The sequence below is a fragment of the Nonomuraea sp. NPDC052116 genome, assembly GCF_040680035.1.
Classification (GTDB): Bacteria; Actinomycetota; Actinomycetes; order Streptosporangiales; family Streptosporangiaceae; genus Nonomuraea; species Nonomuraea angiospora_A.
Genome location: NZ_JBFAWA010000030.1, coordinates 19,539 through 39,060, shown reverse-complemented (window position 1 = coordinate 39,060; position 19,522 = coordinate 19,539). Strand labels below are relative to the sequence as shown.

Here is a 19,522-nt window from a genome sequence, read left to right as displayed (position 1 = left end):
TTACCCCACCGACCGGGCCTGGTCGATGAGCTGGACCAGCTCCGTCACCATCGGGTCCTCAGTGGCCGGCGCCAGCCGGGCGGCCCGCTCCTTGAGCTCGGGCAGGTCCATGCCGAACGCCTTGCGGTCCCGCAGGTAGACCGCGAACGCGGCCACCACCACGTCCACCTGGAACCTGACCGGCGCCTTGTCCAGCGACGCGGCCAGCTCGCCGGCCCGCAGCGACTCGCTCGCCTCGGAGGCGGACCGGGTGTCGGGGTCCTGCCAGCGCACGGTGGCCTGGGCGAGCTGCCCGTCGGCGCCCGGCTTGAGACGCAGCGAGTAGAGCGCGGTGACCGAGTGGCCGGGGCCGATCTCGCCGCCGTCCTGGGTGTCGTCGCGGAAGTCTTCCGTGTTCAGCGCGCGGTTCTCGTACCCGATGAGCTGGTAGCTCTCCACCACCGACGGGTTGAAGACCACCTGCGCCTTGGCGTCGCGCGCCCGCAGCTCGATGTTCGCGGGAAGCTGCGTGGTGAAGACCTTGTCGGCCTCCTCCTGGCTGCTGACGTACACGGCCATGCCGTCGCCGTTGTCGGCGAGCTGCTCCATCAGCTCGTCGCCGTAGTCGCGGCCGACGCCGACGGTGAGCAGCGTGACCTGCTTGCCCGCGTACTCCTTGACCTGGTCGAGGATGGTACGCCACTCGGTGGAGCCCTGGTTGGCCAGGCCGTCGGAGAGCAGGATGACCCGGTTCGTGGCGGCGGGACGGAACGCCTTGGACGCCTCCTGGTAGCCGGTGACGAGCCCGGCCGAGAGGTTCGTGCCGCCCGAGACGGTCAGCTCGTTCACCGCGTCGCGCAGCTCCTGCCGCGCGGTCAGCGGGGTCATCGACGCCAGCACCTCGGCGTCGTCGCTGAAGGACACGATCGACACCTGGTCGCCGGGCGCGAGCTGATCGAGCAGTTTGAGCAGGGCAGACTTGACCAGGTCCAGCCGCCCGGTCTCGGCCATCGAGCCGGACACGTCCACGACGAACGTGAGGTTGGCGGGCCGCCGCGCCGCCGCGTCCGAACCGCGCGTCTGCAGGCCCACGCGCAGGATCGCCTGGTCGCGCTCCGGCAGCTTCGCGCCGTCCACGTGCACCGCGAAGCCGTCGTCCGACGGCGGCGCGTAGTCCTGCCGGAACGCGTTGATCCACTCCTCCGGGCGGATCTCGCCGGGCGCGGGCCAGCGGCCTCCCTGGAGGGTCTGCCGGGCGTAACCGTACGAGGCCGTGTCCACGTCTAGGGCGAACGTGGAGATCTGGGCCGTGGTCGTGTCCTCCTCGCCGTTCGTCTTGGCGGGTGACGCGGACGGGCGGACCGGGGCCGGTTCCGCGTTCGCCGGGGCTTTCGCCGCGCGTTCACCGCTGGTCGAGCTTCCGGAGCCGCCTCCGCACGCAGAGAGGGCGAGCAGCGCAACAATGCCGATTCCCGCCGCTAAAGGGCGAAATTTCATTGCAACCACCTCCATGCCCTACGACGGAACTTGATCTGCCCAGGCCGAGCCGGTGACGTAAGCGAGCACAAACCGCGATCGACGCGTGATCAGTCGTGACAGCCGCGACAGCCGGGGTGACGAGGAGTGCGTCCGGGCCGTCGGGCTGTGGCCCTAGCGTGACAATGCCGCGTCCTCGACCCGCACCCGTACGGTGAGCAGCACCGCGTTGGCGGCGGCGAAGGCCGTCGCGGTGAGCCAGGCCGAGTGCACCAGCGGCAGCGCGAGGCCCTCGGCGACCACGGCCACGTAGTTGGGGTGCCGCAGCCACCGGTACGGCCCCCGGTGCACCAGCGGCATCCCCGGCACCACGACCACGCGGGTGTTCCACTGCCTGCCCAGCGTGCCGACGCACCACCAGCGCAGCCCCTGGGCCAGGACGACGACCGCCAGCATCGGCCAGCCCAGCCACGGGACGAAGGGGCGGCCGAGCAGCCACACCTCGGCGGGCGCCGCCCCGAGGAGCGCCGCGTGGGCCAGGACGATCCAGGGGTAGTGCCGCCGGCCGTACTCGACGCCGCCCCTGGACCTGGCCCAGGCCAGGTTGCGGCGGGCCACCGCCAGCTCGGCCAGCCGCTCCAGCGCGACCAGCCCGATCAGGACGAGGTACGCGCTCACCAGTGCAGCAGCAACAACTCGGCGGAGAACCCCGGACCCAGCGCGAGGAGCACAGCGGGCGCGTCCGGCCGGCCCCGCGTCTCCTGGAGCACGTGGAGCACCGAGACCGAGGACAGGTTGCCGTGCTCGCGCAGCGACCGCCAGGTCACGTCGAGCGCCTTGGGAGGCAGGTCGAGGGTGCGCGCGATGGTCTCGATGACCTTGGGGCCGCCGGGATGGCAGACCCAGGTGGCGACCTGCCCGGGGGTCAGGCCGTAGTCCGCCAGGAACGCCTTGATGTCACCGGCCAGCACCTGCTCCACGAACGTGGTCAGGTCCGGGTCCAGCACGATCCGGAACCCGTGCGGCCCGACCTCCCAGCCCATGAGGTGCTCGGTGTCCGGATAGAGCCGGCTGCGGGTGGCGACGACCTCGGGGCCCTGGCCGCGCCCGGTCGCCACGACGGCCGCCGCGCCGTCCCCGAACAGGGCGCTGGCCACCAGGTTCGCGACCGAGGTGTCGTTCCGCTGGATCGTCAGCGAGCACAGCTCGACGCACACCAGCATCGCGACGTGGTCGGGCCAGCCGCGCAGGTAGTCGTGCAGGCGCGACAGCCCCGACGCGCCCGCCGCGCACCCGAGGCCGAACACGGGCACCCGCTTGACGTCCGGCCGCAACCCCACCCGCTGGGCCAGCCTGGCGTCGAGCGAGGGCGTGGCGATGCCGGTGGTCGAGCAGAGCAGCAGGTGATCGACCCGCTCCGGGCGCACGCCGGCCTTGTTCAGGGCGCCCTTGACGGCCTGTTCTGTCAGGTCGAGGGCGGTTTCGAGGTAGATGTCGTTCGCGCGGGCGAAGGAGTCGAGCTTGGTGTAGTCGGCCAGCGGGAGCGCGAGATTGCGGCCCTCCACGCCGGCCGCCGCATGGAATCGGCGCAGCAGCTCCTCGTCGCAGTCGGTCAGCCGGGAGAACGCCTCGGTGATCTCCACCTGCGCGTAGCGATGATCCGGCAAAACGGTCTGCACAGCCGATATATGCATATACCTCTCTTGCCGCTGAAAGGCTGGGGCTAACATGCGAGGCATGCTCCTGCCGTCTCCCTCCCGGCCACACCGGGTGGCCGTGCTGGCGTTCGACGGCATGGCGCCGTTCGAGCTCGGCTGCGTCGTGGAGTTCTTCGGGCTGGCCCGGCCCGAGCTGGACCTCCCCTGGTACTCGCTCGCGGTGTGCGCGGAGACGCCGGAGCCGCTGCGGGTGGTGGGCGGGTTCACCATGCAGGCGGCGCACGGGCTGGACGTGCTGGCCGAGGCCGACACGGTGATCGTGCCGGGGGTGGCGGACGTGCGCGGCGAGGTCTCCGGCGCGCTCGTGTCCGCGCTGCGGCTCGCGCACGCGCGCGGCGCGCGCCTGGTGTCGATCTGCTCGGGCGCGTTCGCGCTGGCGGCGGCCGGGCTGCTGGACGGGCGCGAGGCCACCACCCACTGGAAGTACGCCGAGCTGCTCCAGGAGCGCTTCCCGCTCGTCCGGGTCAACCCCTCGGTCCTGTACGTGGACGGCGGCGACGTGCTGACCAGCGCGGGCAGCGCGGCGGGCCTCGACCTGCTGGTCCACCTCGTACGCGGCGACCACGGGCCGAACGTGGCCAACACTGTGGCCCGCCGCCTGGTCATACCGCCGCACCGGGAGGGCGGTCAGGCGCAGTTCATCCAGGCCGCCGTGACGCCGGTGGCGGACGACGGCGGGGTGGCCAGGGCGATGTCGTGGGCCCTGGAGCACCTGGCCGGGCCGATCGCCGTGGCGGACCTGGCCAGGGTGGCGCACATGTCGGAGCGCTCGTTCATCAGGCACTTCAAGCGGCAGACCGGCACCAGCCCGCTGCGGTGGGTGATCTCGCAGCGGGTGGCGGCCAGCCTGCCGATGCTGGAGTCCACCGGGGCGCCGGTGGAGGAGATCGGGGCTGCGGTCGGGTTCGAGAGCGCGGTGACGTTCCGGCACCACTTCACGCGGGCCATGCGGACGTCGCCGTCGGCGTACCGGCGGGCCTTCAGCGCGTGACCCTCAGGTCGTGAGCCTCCACAGGGAGGTGATCTCGGCGGCGCGGGCCTCGTGCAGCGGGTCCTGCTCGTCCTTCGGCCGGTGGTGCCGGGGCGGGACGTCCAGGCGCCCGGCCACGCGCAGCCCCGCCCGCTCGAACGCGGCCGGCAGGTCCGCCCTGGTGCGCAGGCCGAGGTGCTCGGCCAGGTCGGAGAGGATGAGCCAGCCTTCGCCGCCCGGCTCCAGATGCCCGGCGAGACCGTCGAGGAACCCGGCCAGCATCCGACCGCCGGGATCGTAGACGGCCTGGTCGAGGGGCGAGACCGGCTTGGCGGGCAACCACGGCGGGTTGCACACGACCAGCGGCGCCCGGCCGGGCGGGAAGAGGTCGGCGCGCACGACCTCCACCCGGTCGTCCAGCCCGAGGCGGGCGAGGTTGTCCTCGGCGCACTCGACGGAGCTCTGGTCGAGGTCGGTGGCCACGACCCGGTGCACGCCCCGCCTGGCAAGCACGGCGGCCAGCACGCCGGTGCCGGTGCCGATGTCGAAGGCCAGCCGGCGGTCCTCCGGCAGCGGCGCCCGCGCGACCAGGTCGACGTACTCGCCCCTGATCGGCGAGAACACGCCGTGGTGCGGGTGGACGCGGGCCTCGAGCGCGGGGACGTAGACACCCTTGTGCCGCCATTCGTGGGCCCCGATCAGGCCGAGCAGCTCGCGCAGCTGGCCGACCGCCGGAGGGGCCTCGGCGCCGTACACCTCGGCGCACGCCTCGCGCACGTCCGGCGCCCTGCGCAGCGGCACCACGTGGTCTTCCGCGAACGGGACGAGCAGCATGCCCAGCGTGCGGGCGCGCTGGGACCGGGCCTGGCGGTAGCGGTGGAACCCGGCGCCGGGGGCGGCGGGCTTGCACCGGCGCCCCATGGCCGACAGCAGCTGGCGGGCGTTCTGGAAGTCGCCCTGCCAGAGCAGCGCGGTGCCCTCGCAGGCCAGCCGGTAAGCGGTGTCGGCCGTCATCCGGTCGTCGGCGGTGACCACCCGCCTGGGTGGCGGCGCTCCCAGCGCCGAACGCCAGATCGCCGACCGTTCCTGCCCTGCCTCGGTCCAGTGGATCATCAGAACCCGACCGTTTCACATGCCGTGCCCGCGCGGCCACCCATTTACGGCAACAGTGCCTCCACGAGGTCGTCCTCGGCGACCTGGCCACCGTCCAGGCGGCCATCAGCGCCCCCTGAGCACCCGGAGGTCATTTTTCGCGTTCGGCGGTGACGAGCTCGCGGGTGGCCGGAGCGACCTCGGCCGCGAACAGCTCCACCACCGAGGGTTCGTCCGCCATCAGGATGAACGTGCTGACGCCGTGGTCCAGGGCGAGGCCGGCGAGCTCTTCCGCCCACTGGTCCGGCGGCCCGTCGAGCAGGCCGCGGCTGGAGCTCGCGAAACGGCCCGAGAGGTTCAGCAGCCGGCGTACATCGGCGGGCGAGCGGCCGGCGGACAGCGCGGCCTCGTCGATGTGCTTGTTCCCCTCTGTGATGTCCCCGGGGCCGCCCTGCAGGTAGGACAGCGACGGCAGCCAGCCGTCGGCGGCGCGGCCGGTCAGCTTGAGCATCTTCGGCTTGTAGGCGCCGAGCCAGATCCCGATGTCATGGGCCGGGGCCGGGCCGCGTTTGGCGCCTTTGACCTGGTAGTACTCTCCGTCCACCCGGACACCGCCCGGCTCGTCGGCCGCCCAGATCTCGCGGAAGATCCGGATCGCCTCCTCCAGCGCGTCCACGGCCTGGCCGGGGGACAGCCGCCGGCCGCCCATGGCCTCGATGGCGTCCCAGAACCCGCCCGCGCCGATGCCCAGCTCGAAGCGGCCGCCGCTGAGCAGGTCGAGGCTGGCCGCGCTGCGGGCCAGCACGGCCGGGTGCCGCAGCGGCAGGTTGAGCACGTTGCCGCTGAGCCGGACGCGCTCGGTGCGGGCGGCGACGTAGGACAGCAGGGTCCAGGTGTCGAGGAACTTGGGCTGGTACGGATGATCCTGGAACGTCACCAGGTCCAGGCCGGCGCGGTCGGCCGCCACGGCCACCTCCACCGCGTGGGTGGCGGGCTGCGCCGTGGGGGTGACGAACGCGCCGAACAGCAGGTCGTGCCCGTAGTCGGTCATCTATGACTCCTCAGGTCGGATGTTGAAGTTGTCGCGGAAGACGTTGTCCGGGTCGTACCGTGCCTTGAGCTCGCGCAACCGTCGCAGGGTGCCCGGCGGGAACGCGTCGCCCAGCCGCTCGGGCCGCCCGTCGGTCTCGAAGCTGAGGTAGAGGCCGTTGACGTACGGCTCCAGCCGGGCCCATTCCTTGTCCACCCGCTGCCGGTTCGCCCCGAAAGCGATGACCGAGAAATTGGCGGAGCGGTGGGCGTAGGCGGTGGCCTCCGCGGGGACGTCGGCCACCGCGCCGCCGACCGAGCGGATCTGGAAGAAGTAGACCGCGCCGCTGTGGATCAGCCGCGCCGCGGCGGCGGCGAACTCCGGGGTGAGGTGCTCGACCAGCCCGGAGCGGGTGACCGGCTCCCCCTGGCCGTTGTGGCCGTCGCCGGCCGCGTTGGCCATGACGGCGGCGTACGAGGTGATCACGACCTGCTGGTCGAGCAGCGGGGCGATGTCCGCCATCGGCTGGAGCCGGTCGATGACGGTCTCCGGCACGCCCGCGTTGACCATGGCCATCACGTGCCCGGTCGCCGGACGTCCGGCGCGCGGCGGGCTCACGATGAGGAAGCTCGTGAGGTCGCGCGGGGCCGACTCCTGGACCGCGCCCCATCTCTCGAGGAACGTGGCCGTGTCCCGGGCGTCCATGACGAGCTGCGCCCACCCGACGTCGCCGACCTCGTCCACCTCGAACTCGAACGCCGTGACGACGCCGAAGTTCGCGCCCGCGCCGCGTACCGCCCAGAACAGGTCCGCGTTCTCCGCCTCGCTCGCCCGCACCACCGAGCCGTCGGCGAGCACCATCTCGACGGCGCGCAGGTGGTCGATGGTCAGGCCGTGGTCGCGGGCCAGGAACCCGAGGCCGCCGGCGGTGGCCAGGCCGCCGACCCCGACCCCGCCGTAGTCGCCGGAGCTGAGCGCCCACCCGTACGGCTCCAGGGCCGCGGCGACGTCCGTCCAGCGCGCGCCGGGTCCGATCCTGACCAGGCGGTTCGCCCGGTCGAGCACCTCGATGGAGTCGAGCCCGGACACGTCGACGACGATGCCGCCGTCGTTGGTGGAGCGGCCGCTGATCCCGTGCCCGCCGCTGCGCACCCCCAACGGCAGGTGCGGGTGGGCCCGCGCGAACGCCAGCGCCTCGGCCACCTGGCCGGCGTCGCCCGGCCGGATGACCAGCCCCGGCGCCCCGCCCCGCAGGTACGTCGACCTGACCCGCGAATACCCCGGGTCGCCCGGCTCGATCACCGGGAGGGACGCGGGCACCAGGTCGTAGTCGATCCCGGCTCGCCGCACGGCGCGCACGGAGGCGCGGCGCAGCTGACGGCCGGTCGGTCCCACGGCCTCGCGCAGCGCGGGCGCCACCTCCAGGGCGAACCGCTCGACGGCCTCCGGGTCGTCCGACATGAGGATGAACGTCCCGATCCCGTCCTCGACGGCCAGCGGGAGGAGGTCTGCCACACCGGACTGCGCCGGGACGTTGACCAGCCGGCGGATCTCCCGGGGATCGCGCCCGGCCGCCATCGCGGCCTCGTCGATGAGCTTGTTCCCGGCCCTGATCCGATCCGGTCCGCGTTCGTCGAGGGACACCAGCCAGCCGTCCGCCCGCTCCCCCACCAGCCGCAGCGCCCGCGCGTCGCCCGCGCCCAGCCAGATCGGCACGTCGTGCGCGGCCGGCGGCCCCGGCTGCGCGCCCCCGAGCCGGTAGTGCTCGCCGTCGAACCGCAGCGGCCCGCCGTCCTCGTCCCACATGCCGCGGATCACGTCGATCGCCTCGCCGGTCCCCTGACCGGCGCCCAGCGCGAGCGACAGCCGGCCGCCGGACAGCAGGTCGAGGCTGACCGCCGCGCGGGCGAGCACGGCGGGCGGGCGCAGCGCGAGGTCCAGGACGTTGGCCGACAGGCCCACCCGCGAGGTCCGTCCGGCCACCCATGACAGAAGCGTCCACGTGTCGAAGGTGTCCGGATGATCCGGAAAGGTGACCAGGTCGTACCCCAGTTCCTCACTCCGGACCGCCAGCGACACGGCATCGGCTCCGGGGTCGGCTCCGGGGGTGATGAACGTGCCGAACGTCAGTGGATGGCCGTAGTTCATCCGAGCCTCTCGACAGAATTAGGTTGATGCATCAACCATACTAGACTGTCGACATGTCCACGCTCTCCACCCGTCAGGCGGCCCAGTGGGCCAGCTATCAGCGCATGCGCGTGCAGCTCACCGGACGGATCAACCGGGAGCTCGCCGGGGCCACCGGCCTGTCGGAGGCCGACTACGAGATCCTCGCCCACCTGACCGAGTCGCCCGACGAGTCGATGCGGGCGCTGGCGCTGCGGTGCGGGCTGGCATGGGAGAAGAGCCGGCTGTCCCACCAGCTACGGCGTATGGAGCAGCGCGGGCTGGTCACGCGCGCCGAGTGCGAGGAGGACAACCGGGGGTCGGTCATCCGGGTCACCGAGGAGGGCCGCCGGCTCGCCGCCGAGGCCAGGCTCCACCACGAGAGGGCCGTACGGCGCTACGTCGTCGACGTGCTGACCCCGGCCCAGCTGGAGGCGCTGGGCGCCATCGCCGAGACCGTGCTGGGCCGGCTCACGGATGAGGAGCACCACGCATAGGACGATCGGCGACTTCCCCTGACCTACGGCTGGCACGCGTGGCGCTTCAGAGGGTGAAGTCGAAGGTGTAGGAGTGCGAGCCGTCAGGGGCGATGATGATGTCCATCTCGCCCCTGAGCCCCCGCAACTCCCCCGTCGCCGAGTCGGGGACGACCGAGATTCTCAGCGACCGCTCGCCGCGGTCGCTGACCGCGTTGTGCTGCACGACGAAGGCCCCCGCGAGGCCGTCGAGGGTGCCCTCGATGCGCTCCAGCGCCACGTACGACCTCGAGTCCTCGACCTGCGTCGAGGCCGTCAGCAGGTGGACGACGCTGGTGGCCGTCAGGTCCCCGTGGAAGGTCTTGGACATGGTCACGAGCCCGATCGAGACGCCGTCACGCTCCACGAACGGTGCTTTGGCGTCCCAGCCTGCGGTGTCGAAGGTTCCCTTGGCGGTCATGGCTCCATCGTGCCGGTCATACCTGTCAGGTCCCGTCAGGTACCGGTGAGGCGTTCCACCACCGGCGCGAACTCGTCCAGGTACTGGGCGTTCACCGACACGTACGAGACGCCGAGCCGGTCGCGGCGCCTGCGGAGCGTGTCCGCCATCTCGTCCGCGGTGCCCAGCAGGACTCCGGTGCCGCCGGCCGGGACGTTCAGCCAGGAGGGCGGCTCGGCTCCGGCGGCCGCGAGGTTCATGCTGAGCTCCAGGTCGTGGAAGCGGTCGCCGGCCAGCTCGTACAGCTCGTCCAGCTTCGCCGCCACCTGATCCTCCGTGTAGTGCGGCGGCAGGCCGAGCGCCACGGTGTCCGCCTTCTGGGCGGCGAGCTTGAGGAGCCTGGTCCCGGACGCGGCGACCAGGACGCGTACGTCCTTGACCGCTTCGATCGTCCGGGCGACGCGCTCGATGCGCTGGCCGGGCGTGCCGTACCCGACGCCGAGCGCCGCGGCGTCCCGCTCCGCGTCCGGGCGGCCGGCGCCCAGGCCGAGCTCGAAGCGCCCGTCGGTGAGCGCGTGCAGGGTGGCGGTCTCCCACGCCACGGCCTCGGGAGTCCGGTTGGCGGCGCTCAGCACGAACGTGCCGACGCGCAGGGTCGTCGTGGCCGTCGCGGCCACGGCGGCGGCGACGAAGGGCGACAGCGTGCCGAGCGTGTCGGGGACCAGCAGCGTCGAGTAGCCGAGGCTCTCCGCCCTGCGGGCCAGGCCGGTCCACGCGCCGGCGTCGGTGGCATGTCCGGCGACCGCGCCGAACCTGAACGGGTGATCGGTCATGCCACCAACGATCGCGGATCCGCGTCCCGGCGACATCGTCCCCCGGACCGGTGGTCTCCTACATCCGGGGGCGCACGCCCGCGCGAGAGTGCTACTCCTGCAGCAGTATCCGCGTGAAGTCGTTGGCGAACTTGCCCTCGGGGTCGAGCCGCCGTGCCAGCGAGCGGAACTCGCCGGGGCACTCGGGCCGGCGGGTGAACAGCTTGCCCCAGTGCGGCCTGGGCGCGAACGGCGCCAGCGTCTCCTCCACCAGCTCCAGCACCGGCAGCACCGCGGCCACGTCCCTGATCCAGGTGAAGTGGATGCCGACGCTGTCGCGACCGCGGAAGGGACTCAGCCACAGGTCGTCGGGCGCGATCGAGCGCACCTCGGAGATCTGCAGGACGGGCCGGATCCGGTCGCCGATCGCGTACAGCTCGCGCAGCGCCTTGACCGCGTGCTCCCGGGGCAGGATGAGCTCCGACTGCAGCTCGTTGCCCGCGCCGCTCGGCTCGGCGTCCGGCCGGAAGTGCGGCAGCCGCTCGTGCCACGGCCCGGGCACGCCGAGCTGGACCGTGCAGTTCTCCGCCGACATCGCGGGCAGGGGGTGGCGGGGGCCGTCGGCCGGGGTGGTGCCGTGCCAGTCGGCGTCGGTCAGCTCCTCGGTGCTCTTCAGCCAGACGCGGGTGTCGCGCCAGTCGGTGAAGAGGCTGACGCTGTAGGCGGCGGACATGATCTGGTCGAAGTCGGCGAGCGCGGCCACGGTCAGGCCCTCGCGTACGTACTGGCGCAGCTCGAAGGCCGGCACCAGGTCGAGGGTCAGCGAGGTGACGACGCCGAGCGCGCCGAGGGCCACCACCGCGCCGGGGAAGTCGGCGTCGCCGCGGGAGAGGGTGAGCACGGAGCCGTCGGCGGTGACGAGGTCGAGCGAGGACACGGCCGAGGCCAGGCCGGGGATGGCATCGCCGGAGCCGTGCGTGCCGGTCGCGACCGAGCCGGCCACGGAGATGTGCGGCAGCGAGGCCATGTTCGCCAGCGCGAACCCGGCCCAGTGCACCTGCGGCGCGAGCCGCGCGTACGTCATGCGCGCGGGGACCCGCGCCGTGGCCGCCGCGCTGTCGATCTCCACCGCGTCCGGCATCCGGTCGAGCACGACGAGGTCGCCGTCGGTGTCCGCGACGTCGTTGAACGAGTGGCCGCTCCCCAGCGCCCGCACGCGGGAGCCGGCCGAGACGAGCCGCTGGAGCTCGTCGAGCGAGGTCGGGTGATGGACATTTTGCGCCCGAAATGCGGTGTTTCCCGCCCAATTGGTCAGCGTCACGGCATTACCTTCCCACAAACCACCTTGTCAGCCCTGCCCGGGTGCCGCTAGCTTTCGTGAGCCGCTGACGGAGGTGTCCGTGCTCTACCTGTCCGAGGCCATCGGCCTTGTCACGCTCGTGCTCTGGCTCTACTGCCTCTTCGACGCGATCACCACGCCCGACGTGCTCTGCAGGAACCTGCCGAAGATCGTCTGGGTGATCGTCGTGCTGCTGTTCCCGCTGATCGGCTCCATCGCCTGGCTGGTGGCGGGCCGCCCGGACCGGTCGCAGTCAGCCACACGGCCGAGCGCGTTCCCCGAGTACGACCGCCCGGGCCGCTTCGCCGCCGGCAACCCGGACGACGACGAGGAGTTCCTGCGCCGCTGCCGCGAACGCGCCGAGGAGCAGCGCAGGAACGCCCCCAAGAAACCGCCCGAGGACTAGAAGCCCTGGGCCAGGCGGTAGTACGCCTGGTTCCAGCGGATCTCCTTGGTGAACCGCTCGGTCGTCGTGTCGGCGTCGATGATCAGCAGCTCCACGCCGAGCATGTCGGCCAGGTCGGTCAGCTCCGCGCGGCCGATCGCCGTGGAGAGCACCGTGTGGTGCGGCGCGCCCGCCGTGAGCCACGACTCCGTGGACGTACGCAGGTTGGGACGGGGGTTCCAGACCGCGCGGGCGACCGGCAGCTTGGGCAGCGGCTGGGGCGGGGCCACGAGGTCGATCTCGTTGGCCACCAGCCGGAACCGGTCACCCATGTCGGCCAGGCCCACCACGATGCCGGGGCCGGGCTCGGCGTCGAACACGAGCCGGACCGGGTCCTCCCGGTTGCCGATGCCCAGCGGGTGGATCTCGCACGACGGCGTGCCGGAGGCGATCGAGGGGCAGACCTCCAGCATGTGCGCGCCCAGGATGAGCTCCTGGCCGGGCGACAGGTCGTAGGTGTAGTCCTCCATGAACGAGGTGCCGCCGGGCGCCATGGACTTCAGGGTGCGCAGGAGGACCGAGGTCTTCCAGTCGCCCTCGCCGCCGAAGCCGTACCCGTCGGCCATGAGCCGCTGCACGGCCAGGCCGGGGAGCTGGCGCAGGCCGCCGAGGTCCTCGAAGTTCGTGGTGAACGCCTTGAAGCCGCCCGCCTCCAGGAAGCCGCGCAGGCCCAGCTCGATCCTGGCCGCGTAGCGCAGCGACTCGTTGCGCTCGCCGAGCAGCTCGGGAGCGACGTTGTACTGCTCGGCGTACTCCTTGACCAGCGCCGTCACGTCCGCGTCCGAGGCCGCGTCCACGGCCTCCACCAGGTCGTTCACGCCGTACGTGTTGACCGAGACGCCGAAGCGGAGCTGCGCCTCGACCTTGTCGCCCTCGGTGACCGCCACGTCGCGCATGTTGTCGCCGAAGCGGGCCAGCTTCAGCGTGCGCACCTCGGCCAGGCCCTTGGCGGCCCGCACCCAGGTCAGGATGCGCTCGCCCACGGACGGGTCGCTGACGTGCCCGGCCACGGTCTTGCGCGGCACGCCCAGCCGCGTCTGCACGAACCCGAACTCGCGGTCGCCGTGCGCCGCCTGGTTGAGGTTCATGAAGTCCATGTCGATGGTGCTCCACGGGAGCTCCACGTTGGCCTGCGTGTGCAGGTGCAGCAGCGGCTTGCGCAGCGCGTCGAGCCCCGCGATCCACATCTTGGCCGGGGAGAACGTGTGCATCCACGCGATCACGCCGGCGCACGAGTCGTCGGCGTTGGCCTCCAGCATCACGCGCCTGATCGCCGCCGCGTCAGTGAGCACGGGCTTCCACTCGACGGGCATGGGCAGCTGCTCGGCGATCCGCTGAGACTGCTCGGCCACCTGGCGCAGCGTGTCCTCGCCGTACAGCCCCTGGCTGCCGGTCAGAAACCAGATCTTCAACGCGGGCTCCTCTGTCCGTAGACGTTCTGATAGCGGTCGTACAGGCGGTCGATGTCGTCCTGCGGGATCGGCAGCGGCTCGCCGAGCTGCCTGGCCACGTGGACGGTGCGGGCCACGTCCTCGCACATGACGGCGGCCTTCACGGCCGCCTTCGGGTCCTTGCCGATGCTGAACACGCCGTGGTTCTGCATGAGGACGGCCTTGGAGCGGTGGCCCTTGAGCGTCTCGACGATGCCCTGGCCGATCGAGTCGTCGCCGATCAGCGCGAACGGGCCGAGGGGGATCTCGCCGCCGAACTCGTCGGCCATCGCGGTCAGCACGCAGGGGATGGCCTCGCCGCGCGCCGCCCAGGCGGAGGCGTAGGTGGAGTGGGTGTGCACGACGCCGCCGACGTCGGGCATGTTGCGGTAGACGTACGCGTGCGCGGCGGTGTCGCTGGACGGCGAGTGCTCACCCTCCACGAGGTTGCCGTCGAGGTCGCACACGACCATGTTCTCCGGGGTCAGCTCGTCGTACGAGACCCCGGACGGCTTGATGACGAACAGGTCCTCGCCCGGGACCCGGCCCGAGACGTTGCCCGCGGTCCAGACGACCAGGTTGTAGCGGACCAGCTCCGCGTGCAGGTCGGCGACGATCTTCCTCATGCTCATGCCTGGGCCTCGTTCCTGATCGCGCGGAGGGTGTGCAGCATCTTTCCGTCCCCGAAGAAGTCGTGGAGCCTGTGGTACTCGGCGTAGAGCCGGTCGTAGGCGTCGGCACTGGCCTCGTCGGGCACGTACGCGGCCTCGGTGCGCTTGCCCATGGCCGCGGCGGCCTCCTGGATGCCCGGGTAGGCGCCGGCGGCGACGGCCGCGTGGATGGCCGAGCCGAGCGCGGGGCCCTGGTCGGAGCCGATGACCGACAGCGGGCGGCGCAGCACGTCGGCGTAGACCTGCATGAGGAAGCGGTTCTTCAGCAGGCCGCCGGCGACCACGAACTCCTCGACCGGCACGCCCGACTTCTCGAACGTCTCCACGATCATCCGGGCGCCGAACGCGGTGGACTCGATGAGCGCCCGGTAGACGTCCTCGGGCTTGGTGGCCAGGGTCTGGCCGATGATCACGCCGGAGAGGTTGTGGTCCACGAGCACCGAGCGGTTGCCGCCGAACCAGTCGAGCGCGACCAGCCCGTGCTCGCCGACCGCCTGCTTCTCGGCCAGCGCGGTCAGGCTCTCGTGGTCGAGGTCGCCCCCGAAGTTGTCCACGAACCAGGCGAAGATGTCGCCGACCGCGGACTGGCCGGCCTCGTAGCCCCAGAGGCCGGGCACGATGCCGTCGCGTACGACGCCGCACATGCCGGGCACCTCGGCGAGCTGGTCGCTGGGCATGATGTGGCAGGTGGAGGTGCCCATGATGGCCACCATCTGGCCGGGCCCGACGGCGTCGGCGGCGGCCGAGGTGACGTGCGCGTCCACGTTGCCGACGGCCACGGCCGCACCCTCGGACAGGCCGGTCCACTGCGCGGCCTGCGCGGTCAGGCGCCCGGCGAGGCCGCCGAGCGGGGCCAGCGTGGTGCCGTTGACCTGGTCGCCGACCTGACCGGTGGCGAGCTTGCTCGCGAACCCGGCGAATCCGGGGTTGAGCTCGGCGAGGAACTCCTCGGACGGGTAGGAGCCGTCCTGGAAGATCCCCTTGTATCCCACAGTGCAGATGTTGCGGCTCTCGACGCCGGTGAGCTGCCAGATGATCCAGTCGGCGGCCTCGATCCAGCGCTCGGCCCTGGCGTACACCTCGGGGGCCTCCTCCAGGACCTGCAGGCCCTTGGCGAACTCCCACTCCGAGGAGATCTTGCCCCCGTAACGCGGCAGCCAGCTCTCCCCCCGGCGAGCGGCCAGCTCGTTGATCCGGTCGGCGTGCGACTGCGCGGCGTGGTGCTTCCACAGCTTCGGCCACGCGTGCGGCTCGGACGGGGTCTCGACGCACAGCGGCGTGCCGTCCGCCGTCGTGGGCAGCACGGTGCAGGCGGTGAAGTCGGTGCCGATGCCGATGATCTGCTCGGGCGCGACGCCCGAGGCGGCGACCGCCTGGGGTACGGCGATCTTCAGCACGTCGATCCAGTCCTGCGGCGACTGCAGCGCCCAGTCCGGGCCCAGCCTCTCGTCGGATCCCGGCAGGCTGTGCTCGATGACGCGGTGGGCGTACTCGTGGACGGCGCTGCCCAGCTCCGCGCCGTCACTCACGCGGACGACGACGGCACGCCCCGAGAGCGTGCCGAAGTCGACTCCGACCACGTAACTGTTAGCGTTCACATTGCACTCCAGGGGATTTTCTTCTGTGGCATGCACATCATCTACCGCCGCTGCGAGGTACTCGACCTCACCACGAAGCTGGGAGGGACGACCAGGCGCTCGTACGCGGTGGGCCCGGCGTCGATCTGGCGCAGCAGCACCTCGATGCAGTGCCTGCCCACCACGTCGAAGTCCTGCCTGACCGTGGTGAGCGGCGGCGAGAAGAACTCCGACTCGGGGATGTCGTCGAAGCCCACCACGCTGATCTGGTCGGGCACCCGCACGCCCGCCTCGCTGAGCGCGCGCAGCACGCCGAGCGCCATCTGGTCGTTGCCGGCGAACACGGCCGTGACGCCCTCCATCGCCGCCAGGCTCTTGCCGGCCTCGTAACCCGCGCGCGGGCTCCAGTCTCCGGCCAGCGGCTCGGGCACCGGACGGCCCGCCTCCTCCAGAGCCGCACGCCAGCCCTCGATCCGGCCCTCGGTCTCCAGCCAGTCGGGGGCGCCGCTGACGTGCCAGACGGTCTCGTGGCCCAGCTCCAGAAGGTGGCGGGTGGCGAGCCTGGCACCTTGCACCTGGTCGATGCAGACCACCGACACGTCGGCGGCGTGAGTGCCCTCGACCGCGACCGCCGGCATGCCGCTCGGCAGGTTCTCCAGTGCGCGCCCGGCCGAGCGCTGCGGCGCGACCACCACGACCCCGTCCACGCCCTGCTCGGCGAGGTAGTCGATGGCGTCGCGCACGCTGGCCGCGTCGATCGACTTCAGGCTGACGATGCTCACGAAGTAGCCCGCGGTCCTGGCCGCCTGCTCGATGCCGTAGATCGTGCTGGCCGGGCCGTACAGCGTGGTGTCGAAGCTCACCACGCCGAGCGTCCTCGACCGCTTGGTGACCAGGGCGCGGGCGACCAGGTTACGTCGGTAGCCCAGCCGGGTGATCGCCTCCTCCACCCGGGCGCGGGTGTCCGCCCGGACGTTCGGGTGGTCGTTGAGCACCCGGGAGACCGTCTGGTGCGACACGCCCGCCTCCTTGGCCACATCGGCCATGACCGGCATGCGGCGCTTGGGGGTCGTCACGGTCTCTCCTTTCGCTGGGCTCAGGGGATCTTACTAACGCGCGGCACCTGCCCTGCGCTTGGTCCACACGTCGAACGCGACGGCCGCCAGGAGGACCGCTCCCTTGACGAGCATGACCCGCTCGCTGGGCGAGCCGATCAGGGACATGCCGTTGTTGATGACCGCCATGATCAGACCGCCGGTGATGGCGCCGACCACCTTGCCGACGCCGCCCTGGACGGCCGCGCCGCCGATGAAGGCCGCGGCGATGGCGTCCAGCTCGAAGCTGTTACCGGCGGTGGGACCCGCCTGGTTGAGCCGGCCGGCGAAGATGATGCCGGCGATGGCCGACAGCACGCCCATGTTGACGAAGATCCAGAAGACCACCGACTTGACCTTCACGCCGGACATGACCGCCGCCTGGAGGTTGCCGCCGATGGCGTAGATCTGCCGGCCGAAGACCGTGCGGTTGGCCATCAGCGAGTAGCCGAGCACGAGCACCGCCAGCAGCACCAGCACCCACGGGAGGTTCTTGAAGCGGGCGAGCTGCACGACCAGGAAGAGGATCAGCGCGGCCCCGGCCGCCAGCTTCAGCACGAACAGCGCCATCGGCTCCACGGCCTGCCCGTAGCCCTGGCGCGCGTTGCGGGTGCGCCACTGGGAGACCGCCATGCCGGCGATGGCCACGATGCCGATCAGCAGGCTGAACAGGTCGGCGCCGCCGAGCGGGCCGAGGCCGACGTTCTTGAGGTAGCCGTTGGTGAAGCCGTTGGCCAGCGTGCGGACCTGGTCGGGGAACGGGCCGATGCCCTGGTTGCCCAGCACGGTCAGGGTCAGCGCCCTGAACAGCAGCATGCCGGCCAGCGTCACGATGAACGCCGGGATGCCGAAGTACGCGATCCAGTAGCCCTGCCAGGCCCCGATGAGCGCCCCGGCCACCAGCGTGACGAGCAGGGCCAGCGGCCAGGGCCAGCCCATGTTCACCATGAGCACGGCCGCCAGGGCTCCCGTGACGGCCACCACCGAGCCGACCGACAGGTCGATGTGCCCGGCGATGATGATCAGGATCATGCCGATCGCGAGGATCAGGACGTAGGAGTTCTGGACGATGATGTTGGAGATGTTCTGCGGCGTGAGCATCGCGCCGTCGGTCAGCACCGAGAACAGCACGACGATCAGCGCGAAGGCGATGTAGATGCCGCTGGATCGCAGGTTGAGCGACACTCCGCCGAGCGACACCCGGCCCGGCTGCCGTGGAGCTCCCCCGTCGCCCTTGGCGCCGACCTCCACGTCGGTGGGCGTGATGCTACTCATTTTTCCTGTCCCTTGGTCATCAGGTACATGAGGTGTTCCTGGGTGGCCTCCTGGCGCGGCACCTCGCCGGTGATCCGGCCCTCGGAGAGGGTGTAGACGCGGTCGCACAGACCGATCAGCTCGGGCAGCTCAGAGGAGATCACGAGCACGGCCTTGCCCTGGTCGGCCAGCCGGTTGATGATCGTGTAGATCTCGTACTTGGCGCCGACGTCGATGCCTCTGGTGGGCTCGTCGAGGATGAGCACGTCCGGCTCGGTCAGGATCCACTTCGAGAGCACGACCTTCTGCTGGTTGCCGCCGCTCAGCTTGCCCACGATGCTGTTGACCGTGGGCGCCTTGATGTTCATGCTCTTGTGGAACTGCTCGGCGACCTTGTACTCCTCGTTCTCGTTGACCCAGCCGCGCTTGGACAGCCCGGTGAGCCCGGCCGCCGAGATGTTGCGCTTGATGTCCTCGATGAGGTTGAGGCCGTACCGCTTGCGGTCCTCGGTGGCGTAGGCGATGCCGTGCTTGATCGCGTCCTGCACGTTGCGGATCTCGATCGGCTTGCCGTCCTTGAAGATCTTGCCGGAGATGTGCACCCCGTACGCGCGCCCGAACACGCTCATCGCCAGCTCGGTGCGCCCGGCGCCCATCAGCCCCGCGAGGCCGACGATCTCGCCCCGGCGCAGCGTGAGGGCGGCCCCGTCGACCACCTTCCGGCCCGGCTGGCTGGGGCTGTAGACCGTCCAGTCCTCGATGCGCAGCACCTCGTCGCCGATGGTCGGCTCGTGCGGCGGGAAGCGGTTGTCGAGCGCCCGGCCGACCATGCCGGCGATGATGCGGTCCTCGGTGACGTCGTCGGTGGCCATGTCGAGAGTCTCGATCGTCTGCCCGTCGCGGATGATCGTGACGGAGTCGGCGATGGCGGTGACCTCGTTCAGCTTGTGAGAGATGATCACGCAGGTGATGCCCTCGTCCCGCAGGCCGCGCAGCAGGTCGAGCAGGTGGGCCGAGTCGTCGTCGTTGAGGGCGGCGGTCGGCTCGTCGAGGATGAGCAGCCTCACCTCCTTCGAGAGCGCCTTGGCGATCTCGACGAGCTGCTGCTTGCCCACGCCGATGTCGGAGATCGGCGTCGTCGGGTTCTCGCGCAGGCCGACCCGCTTCATCAGCTCGCCGGCCTCGTAGTTGGTGCGGTTCCAGTCGATGAAGCCGCGCTTGGCGCGCTCGTTGCCGAGGAAGATGTTCTCGGCGATCGACAGCTGCGGGCTGAGCGCCAGCTCCTGGTGGATGATGACGATGCCGGCGTGCTCGCTGTCGCGGATGCCGCCGAACTCGACCGTCCTGCCCTCGAAGGTGATCTCGCCCTCGTACTCGCCGTGCGGGTAGACCCCGGAAAGCACCTTCATCAGCGTCGACTTGCCGGCGCCGTTCTCGCCGCAGATCGCGTGGATCTCGCCCCGCCGGACCGACAGGTTGACGTTCTGCAGCGCCTTGACACCGGGGAACGTCTTGGTGATCCCGCTCATCCGCAAGATGTGCTCGGTCATATAT

General features: G+C 71.3%; 17 protein-coding genes and 1 pseudogene. 3 read left to right on the top strand and 15 right to left on the bottom strand.

From position 1 onward, the window contains the following. The 3 genes from AB0L65_RS43335 to AB0L65_RS43325 form a co-directional block, all read right to left on the bottom strand. The gene (locus AB0L65_RS43335) at window positions 1–1,476 is read right to left on the bottom strand and encodes a von Willebrand factor type A domain-containing protein (protein ID WP_364258535.1); all 1,476 of its coding nucleotides are present in this window, start codon (window positions 1,474–1,476) and stop codon (window positions 1–3) included. 153 nt (window positions 1,477–1,629) lie between these two features. Beyond that, complete coding sequence (locus AB0L65_RS43330; RefSeq protein WP_355204800.1) at window positions 1,630–2,133, bottom strand: isoprenylcysteine carboxylmethyltransferase family protein; 504 nt, start codon at window positions 2,131–2,133, stop codon at window positions 1,630–1,632. Next, window positions 2,130–3,149: a 3-oxoacyl-[acyl-carrier-protein] synthase III C-terminal domain-containing protein gene (locus tag AB0L65_RS43325; protein WP_364258532.1), complete on the bottom strand. Its 1,020-nt coding sequence runs from the start codon at window positions 3,147–3,149 to the stop codon at window positions 2,130–2,132. Before AB0L65_RS43325 ends, AB0L65_RS43330 begins: the two co-directional genes overlap by 4 nt. Before the next feature lie 43 nt (window positions 3,150–3,192). Between AB0L65_RS43325 and AB0L65_RS43320 the strand changes: the two genes are divergently transcribed. Further along, the gene (locus tag AB0L65_RS43320) at window positions 3,193–4,164 is read left to right on the top strand and encodes a helix-turn-helix domain-containing protein (protein WP_364258529.1); all 972 of its coding nucleotides are present in this window, start codon (window positions 3,193–3,195) and stop codon (window positions 4,162–4,164) included. A 3-nt stretch (window positions 4,165–4,167) separates the two neighbouring features. On the opposite strand, the gene AB0L65_RS43315 is transcribed toward AB0L65_RS43320, so the two are convergent. From AB0L65_RS43315 to AB0L65_RS43305, 3 genes and pseudogenes are all read right to left on the bottom strand, one after another. Then, window positions 4,168–5,256, bottom strand: coding sequence for a class I SAM-dependent methyltransferase (locus AB0L65_RS43315; RefSeq protein ID WP_364258526.1), 1,089 nt, complete (start codon window positions 5,254–5,256; stop codon window positions 4,168–4,170). A gap of 139 nt (window positions 5,257–5,395) precedes the next feature. Further along, window positions 5,396–6,286: pseudogene (locus AB0L65_RS43310) on the bottom strand (LLM class flavin-dependent oxidoreductase); the annotation flags it as partial. Continuing rightward, a complete protein-coding gene (locus AB0L65_RS43305) occupies window positions 6,287–8,413 on the bottom strand; it encodes an LLM class flavin-dependent oxidoreductase (RefSeq protein WP_364258523.1) in 2,127 nt (708 codons plus the stop codon). A 53-nt stretch (window positions 8,414–8,466) separates the two neighbouring features. Between AB0L65_RS43305 and AB0L65_RS43300 the strand changes: the two genes are divergently transcribed. Beyond that, window positions 8,467–8,928: a MarR family transcriptional regulator gene (locus tag AB0L65_RS43300; protein ID WP_364258521.1), complete on the top strand. Its 462-nt coding sequence runs from the start codon at window positions 8,467–8,469 to the stop codon at window positions 8,926–8,928. A 46-nt stretch (window positions 8,929–8,974) separates the two neighbouring features. Here the strand turns inward: AB0L65_RS43300 and AB0L65_RS43295 are convergent, their stop codons facing one another. The 3 genes from AB0L65_RS43295 to AB0L65_RS43285 all read right to left on the bottom strand — a co-directional run bounded on the left by AB0L65_RS43295 (window position 8,975) and on the right by AB0L65_RS43285 (window position 11,479). After that, on the bottom strand, window positions 8,975–9,367 hold the full coding sequence (locus AB0L65_RS43295; RefSeq protein ID WP_350741746.1) for a DUF3224 domain-containing protein: 393 nt from the start codon (window positions 9,365–9,367) through the stop codon (window positions 8,975–8,977). A 35-nt stretch (window positions 9,368–9,402) separates the two neighbouring features. After that, the gene (locus tag AB0L65_RS43290) at window positions 9,403–10,179 is read right to left on the bottom strand and encodes an LLM class flavin-dependent oxidoreductase (protein WP_364258518.1); all 777 of its coding nucleotides are present in this window, start codon (window positions 10,177–10,179) and stop codon (window positions 9,403–9,405) included. A 91-nt stretch (window positions 10,180–10,270) separates the two neighbouring features. After that, complete coding sequence (locus AB0L65_RS43285) at window positions 10,271–11,479, bottom strand: FAD-binding protein (protein WP_364258516.1); 1,209 nt, start codon at window positions 11,477–11,479, stop codon at window positions 10,271–10,273. A gap of 79 nt (window positions 11,480–11,558) precedes the next feature. Here AB0L65_RS43285 and AB0L65_RS43280 point away from each other — a divergent pair, with 79 nt between their 5' ends. Further along, a complete protein-coding gene (locus AB0L65_RS43280; protein WP_364258513.1) occupies window positions 11,559–11,903 on the top strand; it encodes a PLD nuclease N-terminal domain-containing protein in 345 nt (114 codons plus the stop codon). Here AB0L65_RS43280 and araA read toward each other — a convergent pair. The 6 genes from araA to mmsA all read right to left on the bottom strand — a co-directional run bounded on the left by araA (window position 11,900) and on the right by mmsA (window position 19,518). Beyond that, on the bottom strand, window positions 11,900–13,354 hold the full coding sequence (gene araA / locus AB0L65_RS43275; protein ID WP_364258510.1) for an L-arabinose isomerase: 1,455 nt from the start codon (window positions 13,352–13,354) through the stop codon (window positions 11,900–11,902). The genes AB0L65_RS43280 and araA overlap by 4 nt on opposite strands. Continuing rightward, a complete protein-coding gene (locus tag AB0L65_RS43270) occupies window positions 13,351–13,998 on the bottom strand; it encodes an L-ribulose-5-phosphate 4-epimerase (protein ID WP_350741736.1) in 648 nt (215 codons plus the stop codon). The genes araA and AB0L65_RS43270 overlap by 4 nt, the downstream gene beginning before the upstream one ends. A gap of 2 nt (window positions 13,999–14,000) precedes the next feature. Beyond that, on the bottom strand, window positions 14,001–15,623 hold the full coding sequence (gene araB, locus AB0L65_RS43265; protein ID WP_363966628.1) for a ribulokinase: 1,623 nt from the start codon (window positions 15,621–15,623) through the stop codon (window positions 14,001–14,003). A gap of 59 nt (window positions 15,624–15,682) precedes the next feature. Next, window positions 15,683–16,666 carry a LacI family DNA-binding transcriptional regulator gene (locus AB0L65_RS43260; protein ID WP_364258815.1) on the bottom strand — a complete coding sequence of 328 codons (984 nt, stop codon included), beginning with the start codon at window positions 16,664–16,666 and terminating at the stop codon, window positions 15,683–15,685. Between the two features lie 63 nt (window positions 16,667–16,729). Then, window positions 16,730–17,989 (bottom strand): multiple monosaccharide ABC transporter permease, encoded by a 1,260-nt coding sequence (mmsB, locus tag AB0L65_RS43255; RefSeq protein ID WP_364258507.1) that lies wholly within the window; start codon window positions 17,987–17,989, stop codon window positions 16,730–16,732. Then, window positions 17,986–19,518, bottom strand: a complete 1,533-nt coding sequence (mmsA, locus tag AB0L65_RS43250; protein ID WP_364258504.1) for a multiple monosaccharide ABC transporter ATP-binding protein — start codon at window positions 19,516–19,518, stop codon at window positions 17,986–17,988. The genes mmsB and mmsA overlap by 4 nt, the downstream gene beginning before the upstream one ends. Between the last annotated feature and the right edge of the window lie 4 nt (window positions 19,519–19,522).

Excerpts from the sequence above, each read along its gene's own strand:
- AB0L65_RS43320 (WP_364258529.1), top strand. The coding sequence starts at position 3,193 with ATGCTCCTGCCGTCTCCCTCCCGGCCACACCGGGTGGCCGTGCTGGCG.
- AB0L65_RS43270 (WP_350741736.1), bottom strand. The coding sequence starts at position 13,998 with ATGAGGAAGATCGTCGCCGACCTGCACGCGGAGCTGGTCCGCTACAAC.
- mmsB (WP_364258507.1), bottom strand. The coding sequence starts at position 17,989 with ATGAGTAGCATCACGCCCACCGACGTGGAGGTCGGCGCCAAGGGCGAC.
- AB0L65_RS43315 (WP_364258526.1), bottom strand. The coding sequence starts at position 5,256 with ATGATCCACTGGACCGAGGCAGGGCAGGAACGGTCGGCGATCTGGCGT.
- AB0L65_RS43335 (WP_364258535.1), bottom strand. The coding sequence starts at position 1,476 with ATGAAATTTCGCCCTTTAGCGGCGGGAATCGGCATTGTTGCGCTGCTC.
- AB0L65_RS43300 (WP_364258521.1), top strand. The coding sequence starts at position 8,467 with ATGTCCACGCTCTCCACCCGTCAGGCGGCCCAGTGGGCCAGCTATCAG.
- AB0L65_RS43290 (WP_364258518.1), bottom strand. The coding sequence starts at position 10,179 with ATGACCGATCACCCGTTCAGGTTCGGCGCGGTCGCCGGACATGCCACC.
- AB0L65_RS43260 (WP_364258815.1), bottom strand. The coding sequence starts at position 16,666 with ATGGCCGATGTGGCCAAGGAGGCGGGCGTGTCGCACCAGACGGTCTCC.
- mmsA (WP_364258504.1), bottom strand. The coding sequence starts at position 19,518 with ATGACCGAGCACATCTTGCGGATGAGCGGGATCACCAAGACGTTCCCC.
- AB0L65_RS43295 (WP_350741746.1), bottom strand. The coding sequence starts at position 9,367 with ATGACCGCCAAGGGAACCTTCGACACCGCAGGCTGGGACGCCAAAGCA.
- AB0L65_RS43325 (WP_364258532.1), bottom strand. The coding sequence starts at position 3,149 with ATGCATATATCGGCTGTGCAGACCGTTTTGCCGGATCATCGCTACGCG.
- AB0L65_RS43305 (WP_364258523.1), bottom strand. The coding sequence starts at position 8,413 with ATGAACTACGGCCATCCACTGACGTTCGGCACGTTCATCACCCCCGGA.